We start from the raw sequence: 18419 nt of genomic DNA, 5'->3' as shown, positions 1-18419 counted from the left end.
TCAGTGAACGGTACACCCGCGCCCACGCCACTCCGCGGCAGATTCGCGTGAAGCAGCTGGACTGAGACCGCGCGGCGATACCATGGGGGCGATGGAGGAGCTCGTAGAAACGCCGCAGCGGACGCGGGGGCTCACCTGGCCCGGGGCGTTCTTCCTGGCGCTTCTGCTGGCGACCGCGCTGGCGGATCAGGTCGCGCCCCTGGGGCCGCCGCGACTCGTCGGGCAGGAGCGCGCGCGCGAGAAGGCGCTCGCCGGATCCGCGCACTTCGCCGACGGAAGCCTGGCCCAGCTCGCCGAGCGGCACCTTCGCCTGAACTCGCGCGTTCGACGTCGGGTGGCTCCCTACTGGATTGCCTTCGTCACGCGCTACCTCGGGAGCGCCACCGGGGACGTCGTGGTCGGGCGCGAGGGATGGCTCTTCCTTCGGGATCGCGCCATGATCTCGGCGGCGGAAGCCGAGCGATCGGTGGCCCTCATGGGAAGGCTCTGTCTGGCGATGGACCGGCGGCTTTCCGGTCGAGGTACTCGCCTGGTCTGGATCCCCGTGCCTCGCAAGGCGACCGCGGCCGAGGCGTTGCTGCCCGAAGGATTCTCTCTGCTGGAGGACTTCGATCCCTCGGTCGACCGGATGCTGATCGATGGACTCCTCGGGGACGGCGCGCGGGTCGTCGATGCGGGGCGTGCCTGGGGCGAGCTGCCGTCGGGGGCGTCGTACCTGCCGCTCGATACCCACTGGAGCGACGTCGGCCAGGCGGCCCTGGCGGCCGAGGTGGCGAGGCTCTACCCGGCGCCGGAGGAAGCGCGGTTCGAGGGCTTTGCGGTCACTCGCCGCGAGGAGCCCGCCCGAGCCGCGTTGCTCGATTCGATCGGCATCGGCGAGACCTATCCGCCCGGCGCCCTCTTTCCGAAGGGGCAGGTCGAGCGGGTGATCCTGGCGCCCGAGGACATCCCGCAGGCTGCCGACCGTCCCTGGGCGGTCCTCGCGGGCACGAGCTTCACGGCGGACTTCGACTTCCACGCGCATCTGTCGCTCGCGACGGCCTCCAGGCTCGGCAAGGTCGCCATGGCCGCGACTCCCTTCGGCGCGTCGCTCGCGTTCGTGCTGGCGCAGTACGCCGGGCGTCCGCTCCCCGGGACGATCTTCGTGGAGTTTCCTCTGCACGAGATGTTCATGGTCGGGAAGGGGCTCCAGCGGGTGCAGCTCGGGATCACCCAGGTCTTCGCGCTCCTGCCGCTTCGTACCGCCCAGCCCCTGGAGTGGGCGTCGCCCCCGGGCCGGGCCGCTGGAGGCGGGTCGTTCCGCTACCCGGCGGGCCGGATCCTCTCCAGCGGCGACGGTGCCGTCGCGCTTCAGATCGAGATCGAAAGCGAAGCGCCCAGCCGCTGGGAGCTTCGCCTCGACGGCATCGCGTTCACCTGGAAGGCAGCGCCTGGGCGCAGCATCACCTACCTTCCCATCGTCGAGGGTAGAGAGATCGGCAGGGCCATCGAACTCGTCGCGCTCGACCCTCCTGGGCGCCTTGCGAAGGTCCACATGGTGCCGGTCCTCGAGGCTCCAGCGGCGAGCGCGCGTCCCTGGCGCGGCCCCGAGCGCATCGCACGCGACGACGTGGCTCAGTTGCAGTGGATCTCCCGGGCAGGACCCGGACCGATCGAGATCCGCGCGTCCGGCCGGACCCCCGAGGGTGACCCGGTCGAGGCCGTCTGGTCCTTCAAGGACGTCCAGGCTCCCGGCGCGGTCCTCGGCCTCACGCGCTTTCGAGGCGGCTTTCTCGAGGGCGTTTCCGTCACTGGACCCACCGGTGAGGAAATCGATGTCGACGTCCGGATCGTCGCGCGCGGCGATTGAGCTCCCGTTCCTGTAGAGTGTCGCCATGAAGCGATTCCTCCGGACCATCGGGCTGGCGGCCCTCGTGCTCGTCCTGCTCTTCGGCGTGCTGGAGGGAGGCTACCGGGCGTACCTCGCCGTGACGGGTGAGGGGTTCTCCTCACGCGTCGTACGCGACGCCTGGCTGGGGCAGCTCGACTGGATTCGAAGGCCCCACGGGCCGATCGCCATGGGCGCCGTGGACCTCCAGGAAGCCAACGAGGACACGGACGTTCCGCGCGTCGGCACGCCCGTTCTATCGCCGTACATGGGCATCGATCTCCTGGAGCTTCTGGACCAGTACCAGCCCTCCGCGGAGTACTTCGCCACCCCCGAGTCGGAAGACGTCTTCGACGTCGTTCTCCTGGGCGGTTCGGTCGCGATGCTGATGGGGGAAGAGAAGGCGGCTCAGGAGCGGTTCGAGGCGACGCTTGCGGCGGACCCGCGGCTCGCGGGCCGACAGGTGCGGCTGCACAACCAGGCTCGCGCTGGCACGAAAGCGCCGCAGACCTCCATCCTTTGCCATCTCCTCTTTCAGCTCGGGTGGAAGCCTGATCTCGTCGTGCTGCTCGACGGCTTCAACGAGGTCGCTCTCGCGAATGAGAACCGCTACGCGGGCGCGCATCCGCTTTATCCGCCGGTCGGAACCTGGTCCTTCCTGACCCCCGAGGTGGACTACTCGGCCCAGGACATCGCGCTCCTCGTCGAGATGGAGCTGGCCCAGCGCCGATCGAGGAAGCTCCTGGAAGGGGGCCTTCGAAGCGGCCTTTATCGGAGCGCCTTCGGCGCGCGAGTTCTCGATGCGCTGCTCTCCAGGCCCGGCGCGCGGCACGCGGGCGCGAAGGCCGCGCTCTCGGCTCGACGCAACGCATCGGGGATGCCGGTGGCCCTGCGCGGGCCGGAGCTGCCCGGCGATACCGAGGCCGCCTTCGACGGGATGATTCAGTTCTGGGCTCAGTCCGCGATCGCGGTCGACGCGATCTGCAGGGCCCACGGCGTTCCGCTCCTGCACGTACTTCAGCCCACGCTCCACGACGAAGGGGCCAAGCCCATGTCGGAGCAGGAGAAGATCCACTGCCGCATCTCGACCCACTGGGAAGAGGGCGTGGACGTGGGGTACCCCCGCCTCCGCGCCGAGGGCGAGCGCCTTCGCGAGCGCGGCGTTCACTTCGTCGACGGCTCGAGGCTCTTCGCCAAGAGCACCGAAACTCTCTACCGCGACGCGTGCCACTTCTTCCCGCCCGGCTCCATCGCGCTGGCCGAGTTCCTGGCTTCCAGCGCGGCCGGTCTGGACGAAATGCTCGGCGAGGAGCGCTGAGCGTACCTCTACCGGGCCACTCCACTTCTCCCACGCCATGTCTGATTCTTCCCTCCCGGTCCGCAGGATCGTCCTTTTCACGGTGGTGATCGCCGTGATCGTGATCGCCGTGATCTTCCTGCTGGAAGACCCGAGCAGCGAATTCTCCTACCCCGTCAACTGACCATGCTTCGGTCCACGCTCGCGCCCCAGCGCTTCGCCGCAGCCATGGTCCTCGCGTTAGCCCTGGGCTGCGGTGAGCCCATCCCTCCGACCTCCGAGGCCCCCGAAGGTGGAATCCAGCCCCTCGTGACCATTGCCATGTCGGAGGAGCACGCGGAGGATTGGACGCTGCCCGAGGGCAAGGCGCGCATTCAGAACTTCCTGGATCGGATCGTGCTGTTCCTGGATCGTTCCGAGGCGGAGAAGGAGATCAGCCACCGGATCCCCACCGAGGCTCGCGGTGCGGGCTTCGTGGCGCTCCGTGTGATGAGCGACTTCAGCTACCGCGTCGGCCTTCAGCTCGGCGCGACGGAGGTGCCCGCCATCGAGGGCGGGAACACGCGACGCGAATGGAGGGAGCTGATGTTCGCGCTCCCCGGGCCGCTCACGTTCGATGAGGGAGATCGAGTCACCTTCGAGTTCGGGCCCACGACGGCGCCTGTGCTGATCGAGGCGATCCGGTTTCTCCCCTGAAGGGCAGCCGCCAAGGCGCACCAGCTTTCAGCGCCTGCGCTGCAGCTCGACCTCGCCAAGCCCCGTGCAGTTGGCGGCCACGGGGTCCAGGAAGCGAATCTCGATCGTGCGGACGCGCAGCGTCTTGGGAAGCGTGACAACGGTCTTCTCGCGGACGTCCCTCCCCATGGCTCCGGTGATCGCGTCCTTCGGCTTCTCGTTGATGACCACCTCGTAGCGGCCGAGGAGCGCTCCCTTGAGTTCGCCGTGGGACAGGAGCACGGTATTCGCGCTCGCTGGCGGTGAGACTTCGAGTCGAATCCACGGGGTCGCATCGTCGGGTAGCGGCTTCCACCCGAGGCCGACCATGCCGTCGATCACGTTGATGGCCTGGGCCCGGGGTCCTTCGCTCGCGCTCGACGCCGTGACCTCCACGTCGGCATCCACGAGCAGGTTCCGCTCGTGGTCCGTGGAGTATTCGTCCCAGGTGTCGCGATCGCTGACGCCCAGTCGAACCTTGAGAGGCTTCGATTCCAGGGGCTTCTCGCGCCCCGACAGAAACACCTGGGCGAAGACCTCGCACGAGAGTGGTCCCTGGAGCTGGCTCTGGATCGCGAAGCGCCGCCGCATTCCCTCGGCCGGGTCCTCGATCGCGAGGGTTCCCAATCGCTCGTTCTCTGCGCCCGGCACAACGCGCCAGTACTCCACTCGCTCGACGGGAACAGGGCCCTTTCCGTCATCGCCGCTCGCGTACTTGAAGGTCGCTTTCTCGCCGAACGAGGAAATCCAGATCGTCAGGGTCTTGCGTCCGCTGGCCCGGAGGGACACGTCATGGCCCGGGTGATCTTCTCCGAACGTCCAGAGAGAAGCGGCCCCTTCGACGCCCGAAGAGGGGCCGACGGAGCCCGTCGCGCGGTTGAGGAAGAGAAGGGCGAAGGCGGTATCCGACTGTCCGTCCCAGTTCCCGTCCTCCTTCTGCAGTTCGACGAGCTTCTCGGCGCCGAGCTGATACCAGGGATAGCTGCCGAACGTCTCGATGCCGCGCATCGAACCGATTCGTTCCATGCCGTAGAGGTAGTAGTAAGGCACACCGCTCTGTCCGCCCTGGGCCGTAGGCGAGGGGTTGAAGTCGACGCTGAAGTGCTCGCCCAGCCAGGCGAGGCCGCGCTTGATGGCGCGCGAGTGATCTGGTTTCGCCCTGCGGAGCTGCTCCTCGCAGATCGTCAGAATCGCCACGCCGGCGGCGGTCATGCTCCCCGTGGAATGGTCGTGGCCTGCTCGGTACAGGAACCCGCGCGGCGGATCGTTGCTCGGAGGGGCACCGGACTCCGGAACGAGGCATTCGAGCGTCGACTCGACGAGCCGCGTCCAGACCTTCGTCGGAACGGAGACCCCGCGGGCGGCTGCCGCCCTCAGCGCCGTCACGGCAAACTGCGTGTTCGATAGATCCGGAGGTCCCTCCGGGTAGGCCCAGCCGGCGACGTCTTGACTGCGCACCAGCTCCTCGACGAGTTCTTCGACGCGCTTCAGATCCTTCTTCTCACCCCGCGTGGTCAGGGCGAGGATCACGGTCGCGCGGGTATACGTCTTGGTGGCCTCCTGTCGTTCCAGGAACGCAAACCCACGCTCGATCGCCGGATGCCCGGGCGAGAGCCCCGACTTCATCAGTGCATAGAGCGCCAGGCCAGTCATCCCCGGGCCATACCCTTCGATCTGCTGCGTCCAGGAGCCGTCGAGGGCCTGATGGGAGAGGAGCGACTCGACGCCCCGGTCGATCGCGCTGTTGATCTTGACCTGGAGGCCGGGCGAGACGTCAGGCCGCTTCTCGGGTGCGGGCTGGACCTGGGCGAGGGCCGCTCCACCGACGAGCACGAGGCCCATCGAGAGCGCGGTGATGCGGGACAGGACGGTGGGGGACGTGACCATCTTGCAGTGGAGCCGTCATCGACGGCACGGCGGAGAGGGGATCCAATCTCCTCGTCGCGGCGCGCCGGAGGGCGCGTGGCAACGATCGGACGGGACGAACTCAACCACCATACGGTAACGGACCAGGGAGTGCACATCTCCCGAAGCGCCAGCCAGTTCAGGACTACGAGCGAATCGTCAGCGACGCCCAGTGGCTGACCCAGTCGACCTGCTCGCCCTTGGCGGCCTCGTCGGACGTGACATGCCCTTCGCTGAGACGGATCTGGATCGCGGTGAACAGCCAGGTCGCGTCGGGCACGAGCTTGAATTCCACGACTCCTTCGTCATCGGTGACACCGCCCTGCAGCTCGGGAGCGTCGCCCTTCGCATCACGAGCGACCACGTGTACGCGCGTGCCTGCCGCAGGCTTCCCGTCGCGAAGCAGCTTCACCTTGAAAGGGCCCGAGTCGTTCGGCCCGGTGAGCGGAACGAACTCGAGCGTCAACCCGAGGGGCCTGGACGCATCCCCTTCGGCTCCTTCCCACTTCGACTCGTCGCCCACGAGCAGCATCGACTTCGCGCAGCGCACGAACTCCTCGCGGCCAGGTTTCTCGGTCTCCTTGGCCTTGATGCGCTCGTTGATCGCCTCCTCCAGCCCGGACTCGCGCAGGTACTGCGTGAACTTGGTGGCATCGAGCGTGAGGAAACGCGGCTTGCTCTCGTAGCCCACCACGTGCAGACCGTCGACGGCGGGCTTGACGTAGCCAGCCGGGGTGTTGCGTCCGGGAAGCGCGGGCACCTCGGCCACGCCCTCGGGGCCTCTGACTACGAAGCGCCCGAGGTACGCTTCCTCGCGCGGCACGACCTCTCCTTCGAAGTGATCGCCCACCCGCAGGTCGAAGAGGATCGACCTCCCGACCTCGGGCTGCCACGTGTTCGGGCGAAGCCAGAAATCGTGGGCCGAGCCAACGCTGGCGGTGACCGCGAGCAAGGGAAGGAGGGCGAGGCAGAGTCGGCGAAGCGGTGAAGAAGAGGTCATGCTTTGGATCGCAGCGAGGTGTCTATTGAGGGAGAGAAGGGCCCATTCCTGGAGGAACGCGCCCTTCTCAAGTCCGGGCCTCTTTCTGGCCTTTGCTCAGTCCATGAGGAGCGAATCGAAGGCGTTCGGGTCCTCGTTGAACGTGAAGGTCGTGTCGTTGATGCTCACGGGTTCCGTGTCGTCCGCCGTGTCGCTGAACTGCTGGAGCACGAACGTGTTGAACGTGGCCTCCTGGGGAGGATCGCCCCCTCCGTTGCTGTCGTCGTCGCTGCTACACGCGGCGCCGCAGAGGGACAGCAGACCGAGGGTGAGGCAGCGCATGACCGTGCGGCCGCGGGCGAAGGTCGCCGACTTTGAATCGTACTGCATCAGTTGGGTGCTCCTGGGATCGGATCCCGGAGGAAGGGGAACGTGGTGTCGAATGCGGTCTCGTCCACGAAAGCGCCGTCGGTGAACGGAGTCTGTCCGTTCGGCGCATCGGCGACGGGAAGCAGCACACCCATCACGGCTCGCAGTGCGATGTCGACGACGTCGTCTCCTGGACGACGGCCGTTCGGGTAGCCAGCGAGGTCGCCTCCGATGACGCCCAGGTTGTTCTGGGCACCGATGGCGGTCACGGGGGTGGCGGTGTTGAGTCGAAGCATCTCCGAACCGACAACGCCTGCCGGGCGGTTGAGCGTGTCGACGCCGAGCAGGAACACATCGACGAGATCGGTGCGCGGGAACAGGTTCGGAGCCGTGACGGGGAACAGAATCTCCAGCAGCTCGGGCAGCGACGGGTTCGTCACGTACGTCAGGAACTGACCATCGCCGGTCGGGTCAGAGTGGTTGAAACGGTCCTTGTCGGGCAGGCCGATCACGAGTTCGTTGACGAGCGGGTGGCCGAGGCGCGAGACCTGCGTGAAGGCGCCGCCGTGGACGGCCACTCCCTTCATCGCGTTCGGCTCGGGGTTGAGCACCCGGGCCTGGCGGAGGCTGGCCGTGGTCCAGGCGCCGATGACGTCCTCGGATCCATTGGTGAGGAAGGCGATCGGCACCTCGAGGACGAGCGATGTGACGTTCTTGTCCGCGAGGTCGTCGGTTTGCGAATTGACGGCGCCGGTCGGGTCGAAGTTGACGAGGTCGAACACCTCGCCGAGGTTGACGACGAACGGATCCTTGCGCTGACCGACGAACACCCGTCCCGTCATGCCACCCGGAAGCGATATGGAGTACTGGTGAGCCTGCGCGTACGTCGCGTAGTCGGCGATCGACTTCGTGCCGATGTTGTCGACGGGCTTCTTGAAGGTCGGCGAGCTGTCCGCCTGGTTCAGGCTCGAAAAAACGGTTCCGGTGCGCCGATCGCCCTGGATGACGTCCAGCGTGTAGGTCTCGGTTCGGTTGAGGGCGCTCGTGTCACCCGCCGTGATCGCGCCGGCGTTGATCAGCGGGATCGGTACCGACACCTCCTGGCCAGGGTTGCCGATGTTGAGGGCGATCGGCTGGAGCTGGGAGTCGAACTGGAAGCGGAACGTGAGGTCCTCTTCCGCGTTGCCGTCCTGGTCCACGTGGATCTCGTAGATCGCGTCGTTGCTGAGCGCGAAGTAGTTGGGCCCGCCGTAGGGGTCCTGGAGCGGATAGTAGTTGGCGACGAGTACGACCATGTCGTCCTTGCCGGCCTCGTAGCTCCGGAACATGTAGAAGTCGGTCGCGTCCACCTGGGGATTCGACGCCGTCCCTGGGGCTTCCCGGTGACTCGAAGGCGCGGGGAGAGCGGTGGAGGGGGTCGGTGCCATGGTGGCGGCCGAGCCGAGGACTGCGGCGACACCGATGACGCCGGCGACACCCGTCGCGGAGGGTACGGAGAAGAAAGACATGGCGGGATGGAAGAAGACTGGAGGAGCACGCCACTTGGGCGAGAAGATCACGCCCGGGACTGGCCCGGAAGAGGACCGTGACAGGCCTGGGAGCTGCCGCGACGCTGGGGGTACGCCCGCCGCGCGATCCTGGATGGGTGCGAATGTCAGAATCCCGACCACGACCACGGATCCGCGCCGAGGAGATACCCTCAGGCTTCTCCAGAGGGCTGCTCGCGCCGCAGGCTCGTGTGCTGCAGGAAGAGCTCCTTCACGCCGTGATCTTCGAAGTGCACCAGAACGCGTGCGTCGAAGTCCCGGCCCGCGAAGGCGACCACCCTTCCAGGTCCGTAGTGTCCGTGCGACACGGCGTCGCCCACCGCGAAGCCTGCGCCCGGGGGCGCGTCTTTCTCGATCGCCAGGGCGTCGAGGTGCTCGGGGTCCAGGATGTCCACGAGGTCCGTGGGGAGTTCGTGATGGAAGCGCGACGTCCGGCTGGGCCGGGCGTTGCCGTACATCACGCGTGAGCGCGCACGGGTCAGAAAGACCTGATCCTTCGCACGCGTGAGGCCGACGAAGAAGAGGCGGCGCTCCTCGGCGATCTCGTCCGACTCTTCCTCGAGCTCGCCGTTCTCCGGGACGTGGAGCGCGCGCAGGTGGGGGAGCAGCTCTTCCTCCAGGCCCGTGATGAACACGGTCTTGAATTCCAGGCCCTTCGCAGCATGGAGGGTCATGAGCTGGACCGCGTCCCTGGCCGCGGCGCGCGCGTCCCTGTGGGGCTCGCCGTCCGCGTCCGGCTCCAGGTCGCGCACGATCGCGACGTCGCCGAGGAAACCGGAGATCCCGTCATCCGGGTAGCGTTCGTGAAAGTCATCGGCGGCGCTGAGCAGCTCCTCCAGGCTCGAGCGCCGATCGCCGCGCCCTTCGCCGCCCGGCATCGCGTCGATCCAGCCGAGCGGCTCCAGGGCGTCGATGATCGCGCGAAGCGCACGCGCCGCCGTCTCGGAAGCGAGCGGCGCGAGGTCTTCGAGCAGACGCGAGAACGACTCCAGGCCCTCCCGCGTTCTCCCCTTGAAGCCGCCCGTCACGCGCGTCGATTGGATCGCCTCGGGGAGGGTCGTGCGATCCTTCCAGAACACATCCATGTTCGCCTCGTCGACCACGGCCTGCAGGCGCTTCGCCGAGAGCTCACCGACGCCCCGCTTCGGCGCCTGGATCGCTCGCCAGAACGCGTCCTCGTCGCGCGGGTTGTCGATGAGGCGGAGGTAGGCGAGGAGGTCCTGGATCTCGCGCCGCTCCAGGAACTCGGTGGCGCCGACGACGTGGAACGCGATCTTCCAGCGCGCGAAGAGGGACTCGATGGCGCGCTGCTGCATGTGCGTGCGGTAGAGCACGCCGATCCCTGAGAGGCTCTGGCCGTCGGTCTTCAGGTTCTGGATGACCTTGCCGATGGCGCGCGCCTCGTGGTGCGCGTCCTTCAGGGCCATGGAGAGGATGGCCTCGCCGCTCTCGCGCGTCGGCAGCAGACGCCTCGGCAGCTTCTGGTGCTCGGCCATCAGAGCGTCCGCGGCTTCGAGGATGTTCGCGCTGGAGCGATAGTTGTGCTGGAGCTTGATCGTCGCGCAGCCCTCGAAGAGCGCCTGGAAGCGCAGCATCACGTCCGGGGTCGCGCCGCGCCAGGCGTAGATCGACTGGTCCGGATCGCCCACGGCGAAGACGTTGCCGTGGACGCTGCCGAGAAGACTCGCGAGCCGCAGCTGGACCTCGTTCGTGTCCTGGAACTCGTCGATGAGGAGATGCTCGAAGCGGCCGGCCCAGCGCTCTCGGACCTCCGCCTCGCGCGCCAGCAGGCGAGCCGAGTGGATCAGAAGTCCGTCGAAGTCCACGGCGTTGGCCTTCGCCAGATGCTCTTCGTAGAGCTGCGCCACCTCCGTGTAGGGGCCCAGGGGATGGGTCGCCGGGTTCTCGGCGCGACGCGCCCGCTGGATCCGGTCGAGCACGTCATGGGCGGGGTGAAGCCGCACCTCGAGGCCGCACGCGCTCAGGGCCTTCCGGATCACGCGCGCCTGGGCCGCGCCGTCGTAGATCGAGAACGAGCGCGTGAGCCCCTCGATGGAGTCCGCTTCCTGGCGCAGGATCCGCAGCGCGACGGAGTGGAACGTCGTGATCCAGGGCTGATGGCGGCGGCCTGGAACGAGCCTCTCGACGCGCTCCGCCATGCTGCCGGCCGCGCGCCGCGTGAAGGTCATGCAGGCGATGCGATCGGGGGGCGTTCCTTCGCGCAGAAGTCGCGCGATGCGCTCCGTGATGACCCGCGTCTTGCCGGAGCCCGGTCCCGCCACCACGAGCGTCGGGCCGCCGCCCCGGTGGACGGCGGCCCGCTGCTCGTGGTCGAGATGGGCTCCCCCGATCGCGCCCGTCGCTGGAGGGAGGTCAGGCTCCCGAGCCAACCGCGAGGCGCTCCGTGATCAGCGCTTCCAGCTTCAGGGTGTCCGCCGCGAAGGCGCGGATGCCCTCGGCCAGCTTCTCCGTCGCCATCGCGTCGCTGTTGTGCATCCAACGGAAGGCCTTCTCGTCCAGGGAGATCTTCTCGTGGTCGGATGCGGCCGAGCACTCCTTCGTGAGCTGCCGCGGCACGTCACCTTCGGTGGCCTGCATCTCCTCGAGCAGCGCGGGGCTGATCGTGAGCAAATCGCAGCCCGCGAGCTGGAGGATCTCCCCCGTGTTGCGGAAGCTCGCGCCCATGACCTCGGTCGCGTACTCGAACTTCTTGTAGTACTCGTAGATGCTCGTGACCGAGACGACGCCGGGGTCCTCGGCGGCGGGGTAGCTATCGCGTCCGGTCGACTTCTTGTGCCAGTCGAGGATGCGGCCGACGAAGGGGGAGATCAGCTGGACCTCGGCCTCCGCGCAGGCGACGGCCTGGGCGAAGCTGAAGAGGAGCGTCAGGTTGCAGTGGATGCCGTCGGCGCGGAGCTGGGCGGCGGCCTGGATGCCCTCCCACGTGGAGGCGATCTTGATCAGGACGCGCTCGCGATCGATGCCCATCTCGTCGTAGAGCGAGATGAGGCGGCGGGCCTTTTCCACGGTGCCCGCGGTGTCGAAGCTGAGGCGCGCGTCGACCTCGGTGGAAACGCGGCCCGGGACGATCTTCAGGATCTCGGCGCCGAAGGCGACGGCGAGGCGATCAAGCGAGGCGTCGAGGAGCGCGGCGCCGGAGCCGCCGTCCTTCTCGGCGGCTGTGCGCAGCGCCTGCGTCACGACGCCCTCGTAGGCGGGCATGCCGGCAGCCTTGAGGATGAGACTCGGGTTCGTCGTCGCGTCCCGCGGCTTGTACTTCTCGATGCTGGCGAAGTCGCCGGTGTCGGCGACGACGAGGGAGTGGACTTTCAGACCGTCGAGCTGGTTCATGGGGCCAGGGGAGCAGGCATCCCCGGGTGGGACAAGCCCTTTTGCGGCCTTTCGGGAGCGTTACGCGCGCAGTGGGGCCCGGAGGTGGCCTCCCGTGGGCGGCTCCGGTAGTCTTGGAAAGCCCGGACGCGTCCCTTTCGACGCCCGCCGCTCCATCATGGCAACACCCAGGTTCCCCCTCATTGCTTCTGCGCTCCTCGGCGCGACCGTGTTCACCGGCGCGAGCGCGTCCGCGGCGCCCCAGGCCCTCGGCCCGCCGCCCGTGCCGGCGGAGAACCCGATCACCGAGTCGAAGCGAATCCTCGGCAAGGCGCTCTTCTGGGACGAGCAGCTCTCCAGCGACAGCACCGTCGCCTGTGGCACGTGCCACATCCCGTCGGCCGGGGGCTCGGACCCGCGCCTCGACATGGGCAGCCGCCACCCCGGACTCGACGGCGTCTACGGCGGAGCCGACGACCGCTTCACCTCCGCGGGCGTGCGCCATCACGACTCGAGCGGCGAGGCGATGGCCGACCCGATCAAGGGCTTCGACGCCCAGGTCACCGGAAGGCGGGCACCCACGATGATCGGTGCGGCCTTCTTCGACGATCTCTTCTGGGACGGCCGCGCGACGAGCACCTTCGTGGATCCGCAAACGGGGCTGGTGAGCATCCCGAGCGGCGGCGCGCTCGAGTCCCAGTCGCTCGGTCCCATCGTCTCGTTCGTGGAGATGGCGGACGAGGGGCGCACCTGGGACGACGTTATCCAGAAACTCGAAGACGTGCGCCCACTCGCGCTCGCCGAGGACCTCAACCCGGACCTCGTCGCGGCCCTCGCGGCGTCGCCAGACTACCCCGCGCTCTTCGCGACGGCCTTCGGCGATCCGGCGATCACGGCGGAGCGCATCGCGTATGCGCTCGCCACGTACCAGCGCACGCTGCACCCCGACCAGACGCCGTGGGACCTCTTCCAGAACGGCCAGACCAACGCGCTCACCAGCACCCAGCGCCAGGGGATGAACACCTTCCTGGCGGCCGGTAACCACTGCGTCGACTGCCACCCGCCCCCGCTCTTCTCGGACGGCACCTACCGCAACCTCGGCCTCCGCGACATCGCGGAGGACAGCGGCCGTCAGGGCTTCACCGGGAACTTCAGCGATCGCGGGAAGTTCAAGGTCCCGACGCTGCGCAACGTCGGTCTGCGCAAGCGCTTCTTCCACCACGGCGATCCGCTCTTCAACTCGGTCTTCCTCGGCGTCTTCCTCTACAACGGCGGCGCGGGGTTCTTCACGGACAACAAGGACCCGATCCTGAGCCAGATCTTTTTCTCACCTGCGGCGGCCACGTCGATGCAGGCGTTCCTGGAGGGTGGCCTGACGGACCCGCGCGTCGCCGCGGAACTCCCGCCGTTCGATCGTCCCACGCTCCGGAGCGAGCTGGGCCCGATCGCGGTGTTGAGCGGCACGGGCCGTCCGGGTTCAGGCGGGATCCGCCCGAGGATCGACGCCTACTGTCCGCCGGTTCCGGGAGCGGCGACCTTCCGGGTCGGAGTCCACGATGCGATGGGGGGAGCGGCGGCTTTCCTCGAGTACAGCACGAACCCGATCCAGTACGGCGGCCCGACGCAACTGATCCACCGCACCACGCTGAAGGGCGTCGGCGCGGGCGAAGGCCACGCGACCTGGAAGACGAGCCTGCCCGATGATCCGGCGCTCGTGGGAACCCAGATGCATTTCCGCTGGCACATCCGCGATCTCGGCACCAGCGCGAGAACGCGCTGGGCGACGCAGACAGTTCTGTAGAGCCGATACTGCGGGCGGCCGGAGGCGGGGGGCTACTCCCCGTTCGCCAGCCGGTCTTCGAGCGTCTGGACCTTCGACTGCGCCGACCAGAGGCGGATCTTCGCGATCTCGATCTCCGTGCCGCAGTCGTGCTCTTCGCTCTCGTACGCGAAGATATCGATCGCGCCCGACTGTTCGTTGTTCAGGGACTTGAGGGCACGCGCTTTCCACACGTCGACGACGGCGGCGGCGTGGGCTTCCTCGGCCTTCGCGAGCGCCAGTTCTGCTCGCAGAACCTCCAGCTGGGCCTCGTGCAGTTCGATCCGGTTCTCGGAAGCCTGGAGGTCGCGGGCAGCACTGGCGAGGGAATCCTGCACCTCGGCGGGCGCCTCGGTTCCCGTCTCCACGTCGGTCAGGGAAGCCACGCGCTCGCGCTCCAGCTTGACGCGCTCGGCGGCGGCGCGCTTCTCGGCGTTGAGGACCCGGCGGTTGCTGTCGGCGTGCTGCACCCGGTACTCCGCGGCCGCGCGTTCGTCCTTCGCCTGCATGTGAGCGACGCGCGCTTCCTGGACCTCTTGCTTCGCCATCGGATCGACGAACTGCAGGAGGCCGTCGTCGAGCTTGCCCCGCGAGCGGCTGCCCGTGTGGGCGCAGCCAGCGGCGAGGAGAGCGAGAAGGACGGGCCCGAGGAGAGTGGTATGGTGGGGGAGTTTCATGGTGAACGGGGAGCGGGGCTCCGGGTCCTTCGTCGCCGCGGTCGTCCAATCTCCTTGAGCCATTTTTTCCGGATCGACCGCGGAGGATCAGGGTTTCGCCCGGACGGGCCGGTGCGGGAGTCCTTCGAGGATCTCGTCGAGCGCCCGCGCGCCTGCCTCCGCATCGAAATCCAGGACGGCGGAGCGCTGGGCGGCCCGGTTCGCGGGGGACCTCAGCCGCTTCAGCTCGGCGTCCGAGGCCCAGCCCACGAGCCGCTCGACCAGGTCGGCTCCTTCCGTGAAACGGGCCTCGTCGACCGTCGGGGAGCCGGCCACGAGCGCCGGGTAGTTCAGGCGATCCGGCGCCAGCGGCGTGCAGCCCGCCGCCATCGACTCGGCGAACGCGATCCCGAAGAACTCGTGCCGGGCCGTCGAGACCACGACGTCGGCCTGACCGAGATGACCGATGTAGTCCTCGCGGCTCGGGCAGTACCCGGCGTGCAGGGTCACGCCCGCCACGGCGCTGGCGGCGTGCTGGATCGACGGCGTCGCCTGATCGAGGGCGCCGCCGAGAGCCACGATCTCCAGTCGCACCCGCGCGCTCGCCTTCTCGATCGCCCCGAAGAAGGTGCGAGGGTCCTTGTCGGGCTCGAGCCGATGGGGGAAGACCACGCGCAGGGGAGAACCCGGCGGCGGGCCAGCGCCGAGCGGTACCGCGGCGAGCTCCGGCAGCGGGGCGACCACGCGCGCCGCCTTCAGGCGCTCAGCCAGCGCCGCTCGCGGATTGGGCCTGGGCAGGCGCCGCAGGAGCTCCGTCGCTGCCGCCCCGAACTCGGCCCGGTGAAAGCCTGAATTGAACACGAGCGCCTCCGCGCGCACCGCGGTCAGGATATTGCTGAACCCGTGGGTGAAGTCGCGCTGGCGCTCTCCTCCGTCCTTGGGCGCTGGCTCGTACGTCAGCTGATTCTCGTGGAAGTAGGCGAGCGTCGGCGCGGAGCGCCAGCTTTCGGGGAGGAAGCCCATGAGCCGCGGCAGGTCCATGAAGTCGCTGCACGCGATCACGTCCGGGGCGGGCTGGTCCTGGACGCGACGGGCCAGCTCCCACGCGCTCGCCTCCTGGCGCCACTTCCAGTGCCGCGGCGGCAGGCCGTGGACCGTGATCCGATGCCGTGAACGCCGGGTCCACGCGTCGAGGAACGCGCGGTGGCTGCCCCCGTACCAGGGCTCGAAGAACACGACTTCCATGCGGAGAGACTACTTCTCGCGATGGCTGGCGGATGCTCCTTGTCGACGGAATGCCCTTCCTCGATGATGGCGGCCCCGATGGCTACCCGGAAACGCTACAGCGTCATGCGCGACCCCGTGCACGGCGATATCTACCTCACGCACGAAGAACTGCGGATCCTGGACACGCCGGAGATGCAGCGCATGCGCGGCATCAAGCAGCTCGGTCCCGCGTTCCTCGTCTTCCCTGGCGCTCTGCACACGCGCTTCGATCACTCGATCGGCACGGTGCACATCGCCCAGAAGATGATCGATGCGATCAATCTGTCGTTCGACCTCGACCCCGCCCGCGGGATCAAGATCAGCGACGAAGAGGCGCGCGTCATCCGCATGGCCGGTCTGCTCCACGACGTGACGCACATTCCTTTCGGGCACAATATCGAGGACCAGGACGCGCTATTCCGGCGGCACGACTCGGCCTACCGCTACGAGCGGATGTTCTCGAAGGAGACGCCGCTCGGGCGCGAACTGGAAGCGCTCGGCCTGCGCGAGGACGTCTTCAGCGTGCTGACGAAGCCTGGGACCGAGGGGCGGCGCGATGTGCCTCCGTACTGGAGCCAGGTGCTCTCGGGCACGATCGCGGCCGATATCCTCGACTACCTCGCGCGCGATGCGTACTTCACGGGGCTGCGGCTCCAGGTCGACGAGCGCGTCCATAGCTACTTCAAGATCGACCGCGCGTCCGGCAACCTCTATATCGACCTCGCCAAGCACGATCTGCTGCGTGAGGACATCCTGAGCGAGATCGTGCGGATGCTGGAGGCGCGTTACTTCTTCTCGGAGCGCGTTTACTACCACCACGCGAAGGTCGCCGCGGGCGCGCTCGTGGCGCGGGCCATCGACCTGCTCGTGCGCGAGAAGGTGCTCTTCGAGGACGATCTCTACGGCACGACCGATCACTCGGTGCTCGACGTGCTGGTGCGCGCGGCCGCGAGGGCGACTCCGGAGACGGGCGCGACCGTTCGGGACCTCGTGGATCGCTTCCGGACGCGGCGGCTCTACAAGCGCGCCTGCGTGTTCCCCGCCTACGAGAACGAGGCGATTCAGTCCGAGCTCGTGAACAAGTACTTCGCCCAGGACGGAGGCCAGGCGCGCGCGCTCGTCGAGGGCCGGATCGAGGAGATGGTGCGCTTCGCGACCGGGCGCTCGGTCAAGGTGATCGTCTACTGTCCGGCGAAGGAGATGCAGCTCAAGGAAGCGCGTATCCACGTGCGCTGGCCCGGTGTCCAGGGCGTCAACCGGCTCTCGGACTTCTCGGAGCGGGTGCCGCGGCTCAAGGACCTGGAGCGCTCGTACCAGGCGCTCTGGAAGTTCTACGTGCTCTGCGACTCGTCGGACCGCGACGTCCTGATGAAGGTCCAGGAAGTGGCGGCGACCGAGTTCCCGGGCGCGCGGAATGTTTACACCGTCGCGCCCGGCGGTTCGTAGCGCGTCGGGGTTGCCTCGGCGACGGGTTACTCGCGCGACGGGTTACTTGCGCGACGCGAGGAAGCGCCCGAGGCGCTCGATGGCCTCGCGCACCTTGTCCTCCGACAAGGCGTAGGAGAACCGAACGTGGTTCGGGGTCCCGAACACGTCGCCCGGGACCGTCGCCAGTGCCTCGGCTTCGAGGAGTTCCGCGCAAAAACGGTGGGCGCCGCCTTCGCCGAAGTGGGCGGACATATCGGGGAAGGCGTAGAAGGCGCCGCGGGGCGTTGGGCCCGGCAGCCCGAGGCGTTCGAGGCCTTCCTGGATCACGAGCCGGCGGCGATCGAACTCCGCGATCATCGCGGCGACCTCCTCGGGTTCGGTCTCCAGGCAGGCCTGGTACGCCATCTGGCTGATGTAGTTCGGACAGCCCGAAAGCTGGCTCTGGATGTCGCCGACCGCCTTGGCCACCTTCTCCGGACCGATCATCGCGCCGATGCGGTAGCCGGTCATCGCGAAGACCTTGCTGGCCCCGTCGATGACGATGGTGCGCTTCAGCATCTCGGGAGAATGCGAGACGGGGGAGACGTGCTCGGCGCCGTCGAAGACGAGGCGGGCGTAGATCTCGTCGGAGATGAGCCAGAGGTCGTGCTCGATGACGATCTCGCAGATCCCGGCGATCTCCGCGGGCGTGCAGACGTAGCCGGAGGGGTTGCTGGGGGAGGTCAGCATCAGTCCGCGCGTGTTCTTGCCGATCGCGGCGCGGATGGCGTCGAGGTCGGGTGCGCAGGAGCCGCCGGGGACGGGCGCGACGTGGGTGGCGATGCCGCCGGCGAAGCGGACCTCCTCGTCGTAGCTGCCCCAGACGGGCGCGAGGAGCAGCACCTCGTCGCCAGGGTCCACGAGTGCGAGGAGGACGTGGGAAAGCGCGTGCTTGGCGCTGTGGCACACGACGACGTTCGACGGGGCGTAGGTGACGCCGCGGAATTCGCCGACTCGCTGGGCGAGGATCCTGCGGAGCGAGAGGAGGCCCGCCGCGGGCGTGTAGTTCACCTTGCCGCTGTCGATGGCCGTGTGGGCCGCCTCGCGGGCGAGGCGGGGCGCCTGGAAGTCGGGCTCGCCTACCGCCATGTTGATGACGTCGCGGCCGCTGTCAGCCATCGCCTTGGCGAGGGCCGCGAGGGCCAGGGTGGCGGATTCGGTCAGGCTTCTGGCGCGCTGGGAGAGGTCCATGGCGGCATCTTC

The 18419-nt window shown here is 68.1% G+C and carries 15 protein-coding genes; 6 read left to right on the top strand and 9 right to left on the bottom strand.

Annotation, left to right across the window (positions count from 1 at the left end; all coding sequences use genetic code 11):
• Positions 1–91 precede the first annotated feature (91 nt).
• Genes Poly30_RS22080 through Poly30_RS22070 form a run of 4 tightly spaced genes read left to right on the top strand, consistent with a single transcriptional unit; the run spans position 92 to position 3860 of the window.
• Positions 92–1849 (top strand): alginate O-acetyltransferase AlgX-related protein, encoded by a 1758-nt coding sequence (locus Poly30_RS22080; protein WP_145202514.1) that lies wholly within the window; start codon positions 92–94, stop codon positions 1847–1849.
• A 25-nt stretch (positions 1850–1874) separates the two neighbouring features.
• Positions 1875–3185 (top strand): hypothetical protein, encoded by a 1311-nt coding sequence (locus tag Poly30_RS22075; RefSeq protein ID WP_145202511.1) that lies wholly within the window; start codon positions 1875–1877, stop codon positions 3183–3185.
• A 37-nt stretch (positions 3186–3222) separates the two neighbouring features.
• Entirely contained in the window at positions 3223–3348 is a 126-nt protein-coding gene (locus Poly30_RS28815) for a hypothetical protein (protein WP_419190498.1), read from the top strand.
• 2 nt (positions 3349–3350) lie between these two features.
• Positions 3351–3860, top strand: a complete 510-nt coding sequence (locus tag Poly30_RS22070) for a hypothetical protein (RefSeq protein ID WP_145202508.1) — start codon at positions 3351–3353, stop codon at positions 3858–3860.
• A gap of 27 nt (positions 3861–3887) precedes the next feature.
• Here Poly30_RS22070 and Poly30_RS22065 read toward each other — a convergent pair whose 3' ends face one another.
• The 6 genes from Poly30_RS22065 to tal form a co-directional block, all read right to left on the bottom strand.
• Complete coding sequence (locus tag Poly30_RS22065) at positions 3888–5765, bottom strand: prenyltransferase/squalene oxidase repeat-containing protein (protein ID WP_145202505.1); 1878 nt, start codon at positions 5763–5765, stop codon at positions 3888–3890.
• Between the two features lie 163 nt (positions 5766–5928).
• Positions 5929–6783 carry a DUF4198 domain-containing protein gene (locus Poly30_RS22060; protein WP_145202502.1) on the bottom strand — a complete coding sequence of 285 codons (855 nt, stop codon included), beginning with the start codon at positions 6781–6783 and terminating at the stop codon, positions 5929–5931.
• Between the two features lie 96 nt (positions 6784–6879).
• Positions 6880–7152, bottom strand: a complete 273-nt coding sequence (locus Poly30_RS22055; RefSeq protein ID WP_145202499.1) for a hypothetical protein — start codon at positions 7150–7152, stop codon at positions 6880–6882.
• The gene (locus tag Poly30_RS22050; RefSeq protein WP_145202496.1) at positions 7152–8639 is read right to left on the bottom strand and encodes a DUF4331 domain-containing protein; all 1488 of its coding nucleotides are present in this window, start codon (positions 8637–8639) and stop codon (positions 7152–7154) included. The genes Poly30_RS22055 and Poly30_RS22050 overlap by 1 nt, the downstream gene beginning before the upstream one ends.
• 191 nt (positions 8640–8830) lie before the next feature.
• Positions 8831–11068, bottom strand: coding sequence for an ATP-dependent helicase (locus Poly30_RS22045; protein WP_145202493.1), 2238 nt, complete (start codon positions 11066–11068; stop codon positions 8831–8833).
• Positions 11052–12029, bottom strand: a complete 978-nt coding sequence (gene tal, locus Poly30_RS22040; protein WP_145202489.1) for a transaldolase — start codon at positions 12027–12029, stop codon at positions 11052–11054. The genes Poly30_RS22045 and tal overlap by 17 nt, the downstream gene beginning before the upstream one ends.
• Before the next feature lie 157 nt (positions 12030–12186).
• On the opposite strand from tal, the gene Poly30_RS22035 reads away from it, so the two are divergent.
• Complete coding sequence (locus Poly30_RS22035; protein WP_419190497.1) at positions 12187–13809, top strand: cytochrome-c peroxidase; 1623 nt, start codon at positions 12187–12189, stop codon at positions 13807–13809.
• A 32-nt stretch (positions 13810–13841) separates the two neighbouring features.
• Here the strand turns inward: Poly30_RS22035 and Poly30_RS22030 are convergent, their stop codons facing one another.
• Both Poly30_RS22030 and Poly30_RS22025 read right to left on the bottom strand, forming a co-directional pair.
• On the bottom strand, positions 13842–14504 hold the full coding sequence (locus tag Poly30_RS22030) for a hypothetical protein (RefSeq protein WP_145202483.1): 663 nt from the start codon (positions 14502–14504) through the stop codon (positions 13842–13844).
• Between the two features lie 87 nt (positions 14505–14591).
• Positions 14592–15728, bottom strand: coding sequence for a tRNA-queuosine alpha-mannosyltransferase domain-containing protein (locus tag Poly30_RS22025; RefSeq protein ID WP_145202480.1), 1137 nt, complete (start codon positions 15726–15728; stop codon positions 14592–14594).
• A gap of 78 nt (positions 15729–15806) precedes the next feature.
• Here Poly30_RS22025 and Poly30_RS22020 point away from each other — a divergent pair, with 78 nt between their 5' ends.
• Positions 15807–17195, top strand: a complete 1389-nt coding sequence (locus Poly30_RS22020; RefSeq protein WP_419190496.1) for an HD domain-containing protein — start codon at positions 15807–15809, stop codon at positions 17193–17195.
• Between the two features lie 42 nt (positions 17196–17237).
• Here the strand turns inward: Poly30_RS22020 and Poly30_RS22015 are convergent, their stop codons facing one another.
• The gene (locus Poly30_RS22015; RefSeq protein WP_145202474.1) at positions 17238–18407 is read right to left on the bottom strand and encodes a pyridoxal phosphate-dependent aminotransferase; all 1170 of its coding nucleotides are present in this window, start codon (positions 18405–18407) and stop codon (positions 17238–17240) included.
• Between the last annotated feature and the right edge of the window lie 12 nt (positions 18408–18419).

Origin of the sequence: Saltatorellus ferox (genome assembly GCA_007751475.1) — a bacterium.
In the GTDB taxonomy this organism is placed as follows: domain Bacteria; phylum Planctomycetota; class UBA1135; order UBA1135.
The sequence above is the reverse complement of the archived record's forward strand: the minus strand, read 5'-3'. Positions and strand labels throughout refer to the sequence as shown.

Bases quoted from the DNA above. Each gene is read 5' to 3' on its own strand.
- Poly30_RS22070 (WP_145202508.1), top strand. From the start codon at position 3,351: ATGCTTCGGTCCACGCTCGCGCCCCAGCGCTTCGCCGCAGCCATGGTC.
- Poly30_RS22060 (WP_145202502.1), bottom strand. From the start codon at position 6,783: ATGACCTCTTCTTCACCGCTTCGCCGACTCTGCCTCGCCCTCCTTCCC.
- Poly30_RS22035 (WP_419190497.1), top strand. From the start codon at position 12,187: ATGGCAACACCCAGGTTCCCCCTCATTGCTTCTGCGCTCCTCGGCGCG.
- Poly30_RS22080 (WP_145202514.1), top strand. From the start codon at position 92: ATGGAGGAGCTCGTAGAAACGCCGCAGCGGACGCGGGGGCTCACCTGG.
- Poly30_RS22030 (WP_145202483.1), bottom strand. From the start codon at position 14,504: ATGAAACTCCCCCACCATACCACTCTCCTCGGGCCCGTCCTTCTCGCT.
- Poly30_RS22025 (WP_145202480.1), bottom strand. From the start codon at position 15,728: ATGGAAGTCGTGTTCTTCGAGCCCTGGTACGGGGGCAGCCACCGCGCG.
- Poly30_RS22065 (WP_145202505.1), bottom strand. From the start codon at position 5,765: ATGGTCACGTCCCCCACCGTCCTGTCCCGCATCACCGCGCTCTCGATG.
- Poly30_RS22075 (WP_145202511.1), top strand. From the start codon at position 1,875: ATGAAGCGATTCCTCCGGACCATCGGGCTGGCGGCCCTCGTGCTCGTC.
- Poly30_RS22015 (WP_145202474.1), bottom strand. From the start codon at position 18,407: ATGGACCTCTCCCAGCGCGCCAGAAGCCTGACCGAATCCGCCACCCTG.
- Poly30_RS22020 (WP_419190496.1), top strand. From the start codon at position 15,807: ATGGCTACCCGGAAACGCTACAGCGTCATGCGCGACCCCGTGCACGGC.
- tal (WP_145202489.1), bottom strand. From the start codon at position 12,029: ATGAACCAGCTCGACGGTCTGAAAGTCCACTCCCTCGTCGTCGCCGAC.
- Poly30_RS22055 (WP_145202499.1), bottom strand. From the start codon at position 7,152: ATGCAGTACGATTCAAAGTCGGCGACCTTCGCCCGCGGCCGCACGGTC.
- Poly30_RS28815 (WP_419190498.1), top strand. From the start codon at position 3,223: ATGTCTGATTCTTCCCTCCCGGTCCGCAGGATCGTCCTTTTCACGGTG.
- Poly30_RS22050 (WP_145202496.1), bottom strand. From the start codon at position 8,639: ATGTCTTTCTTCTCCGTACCCTCCGCGACGGGTGTCGCCGGCGTCATC.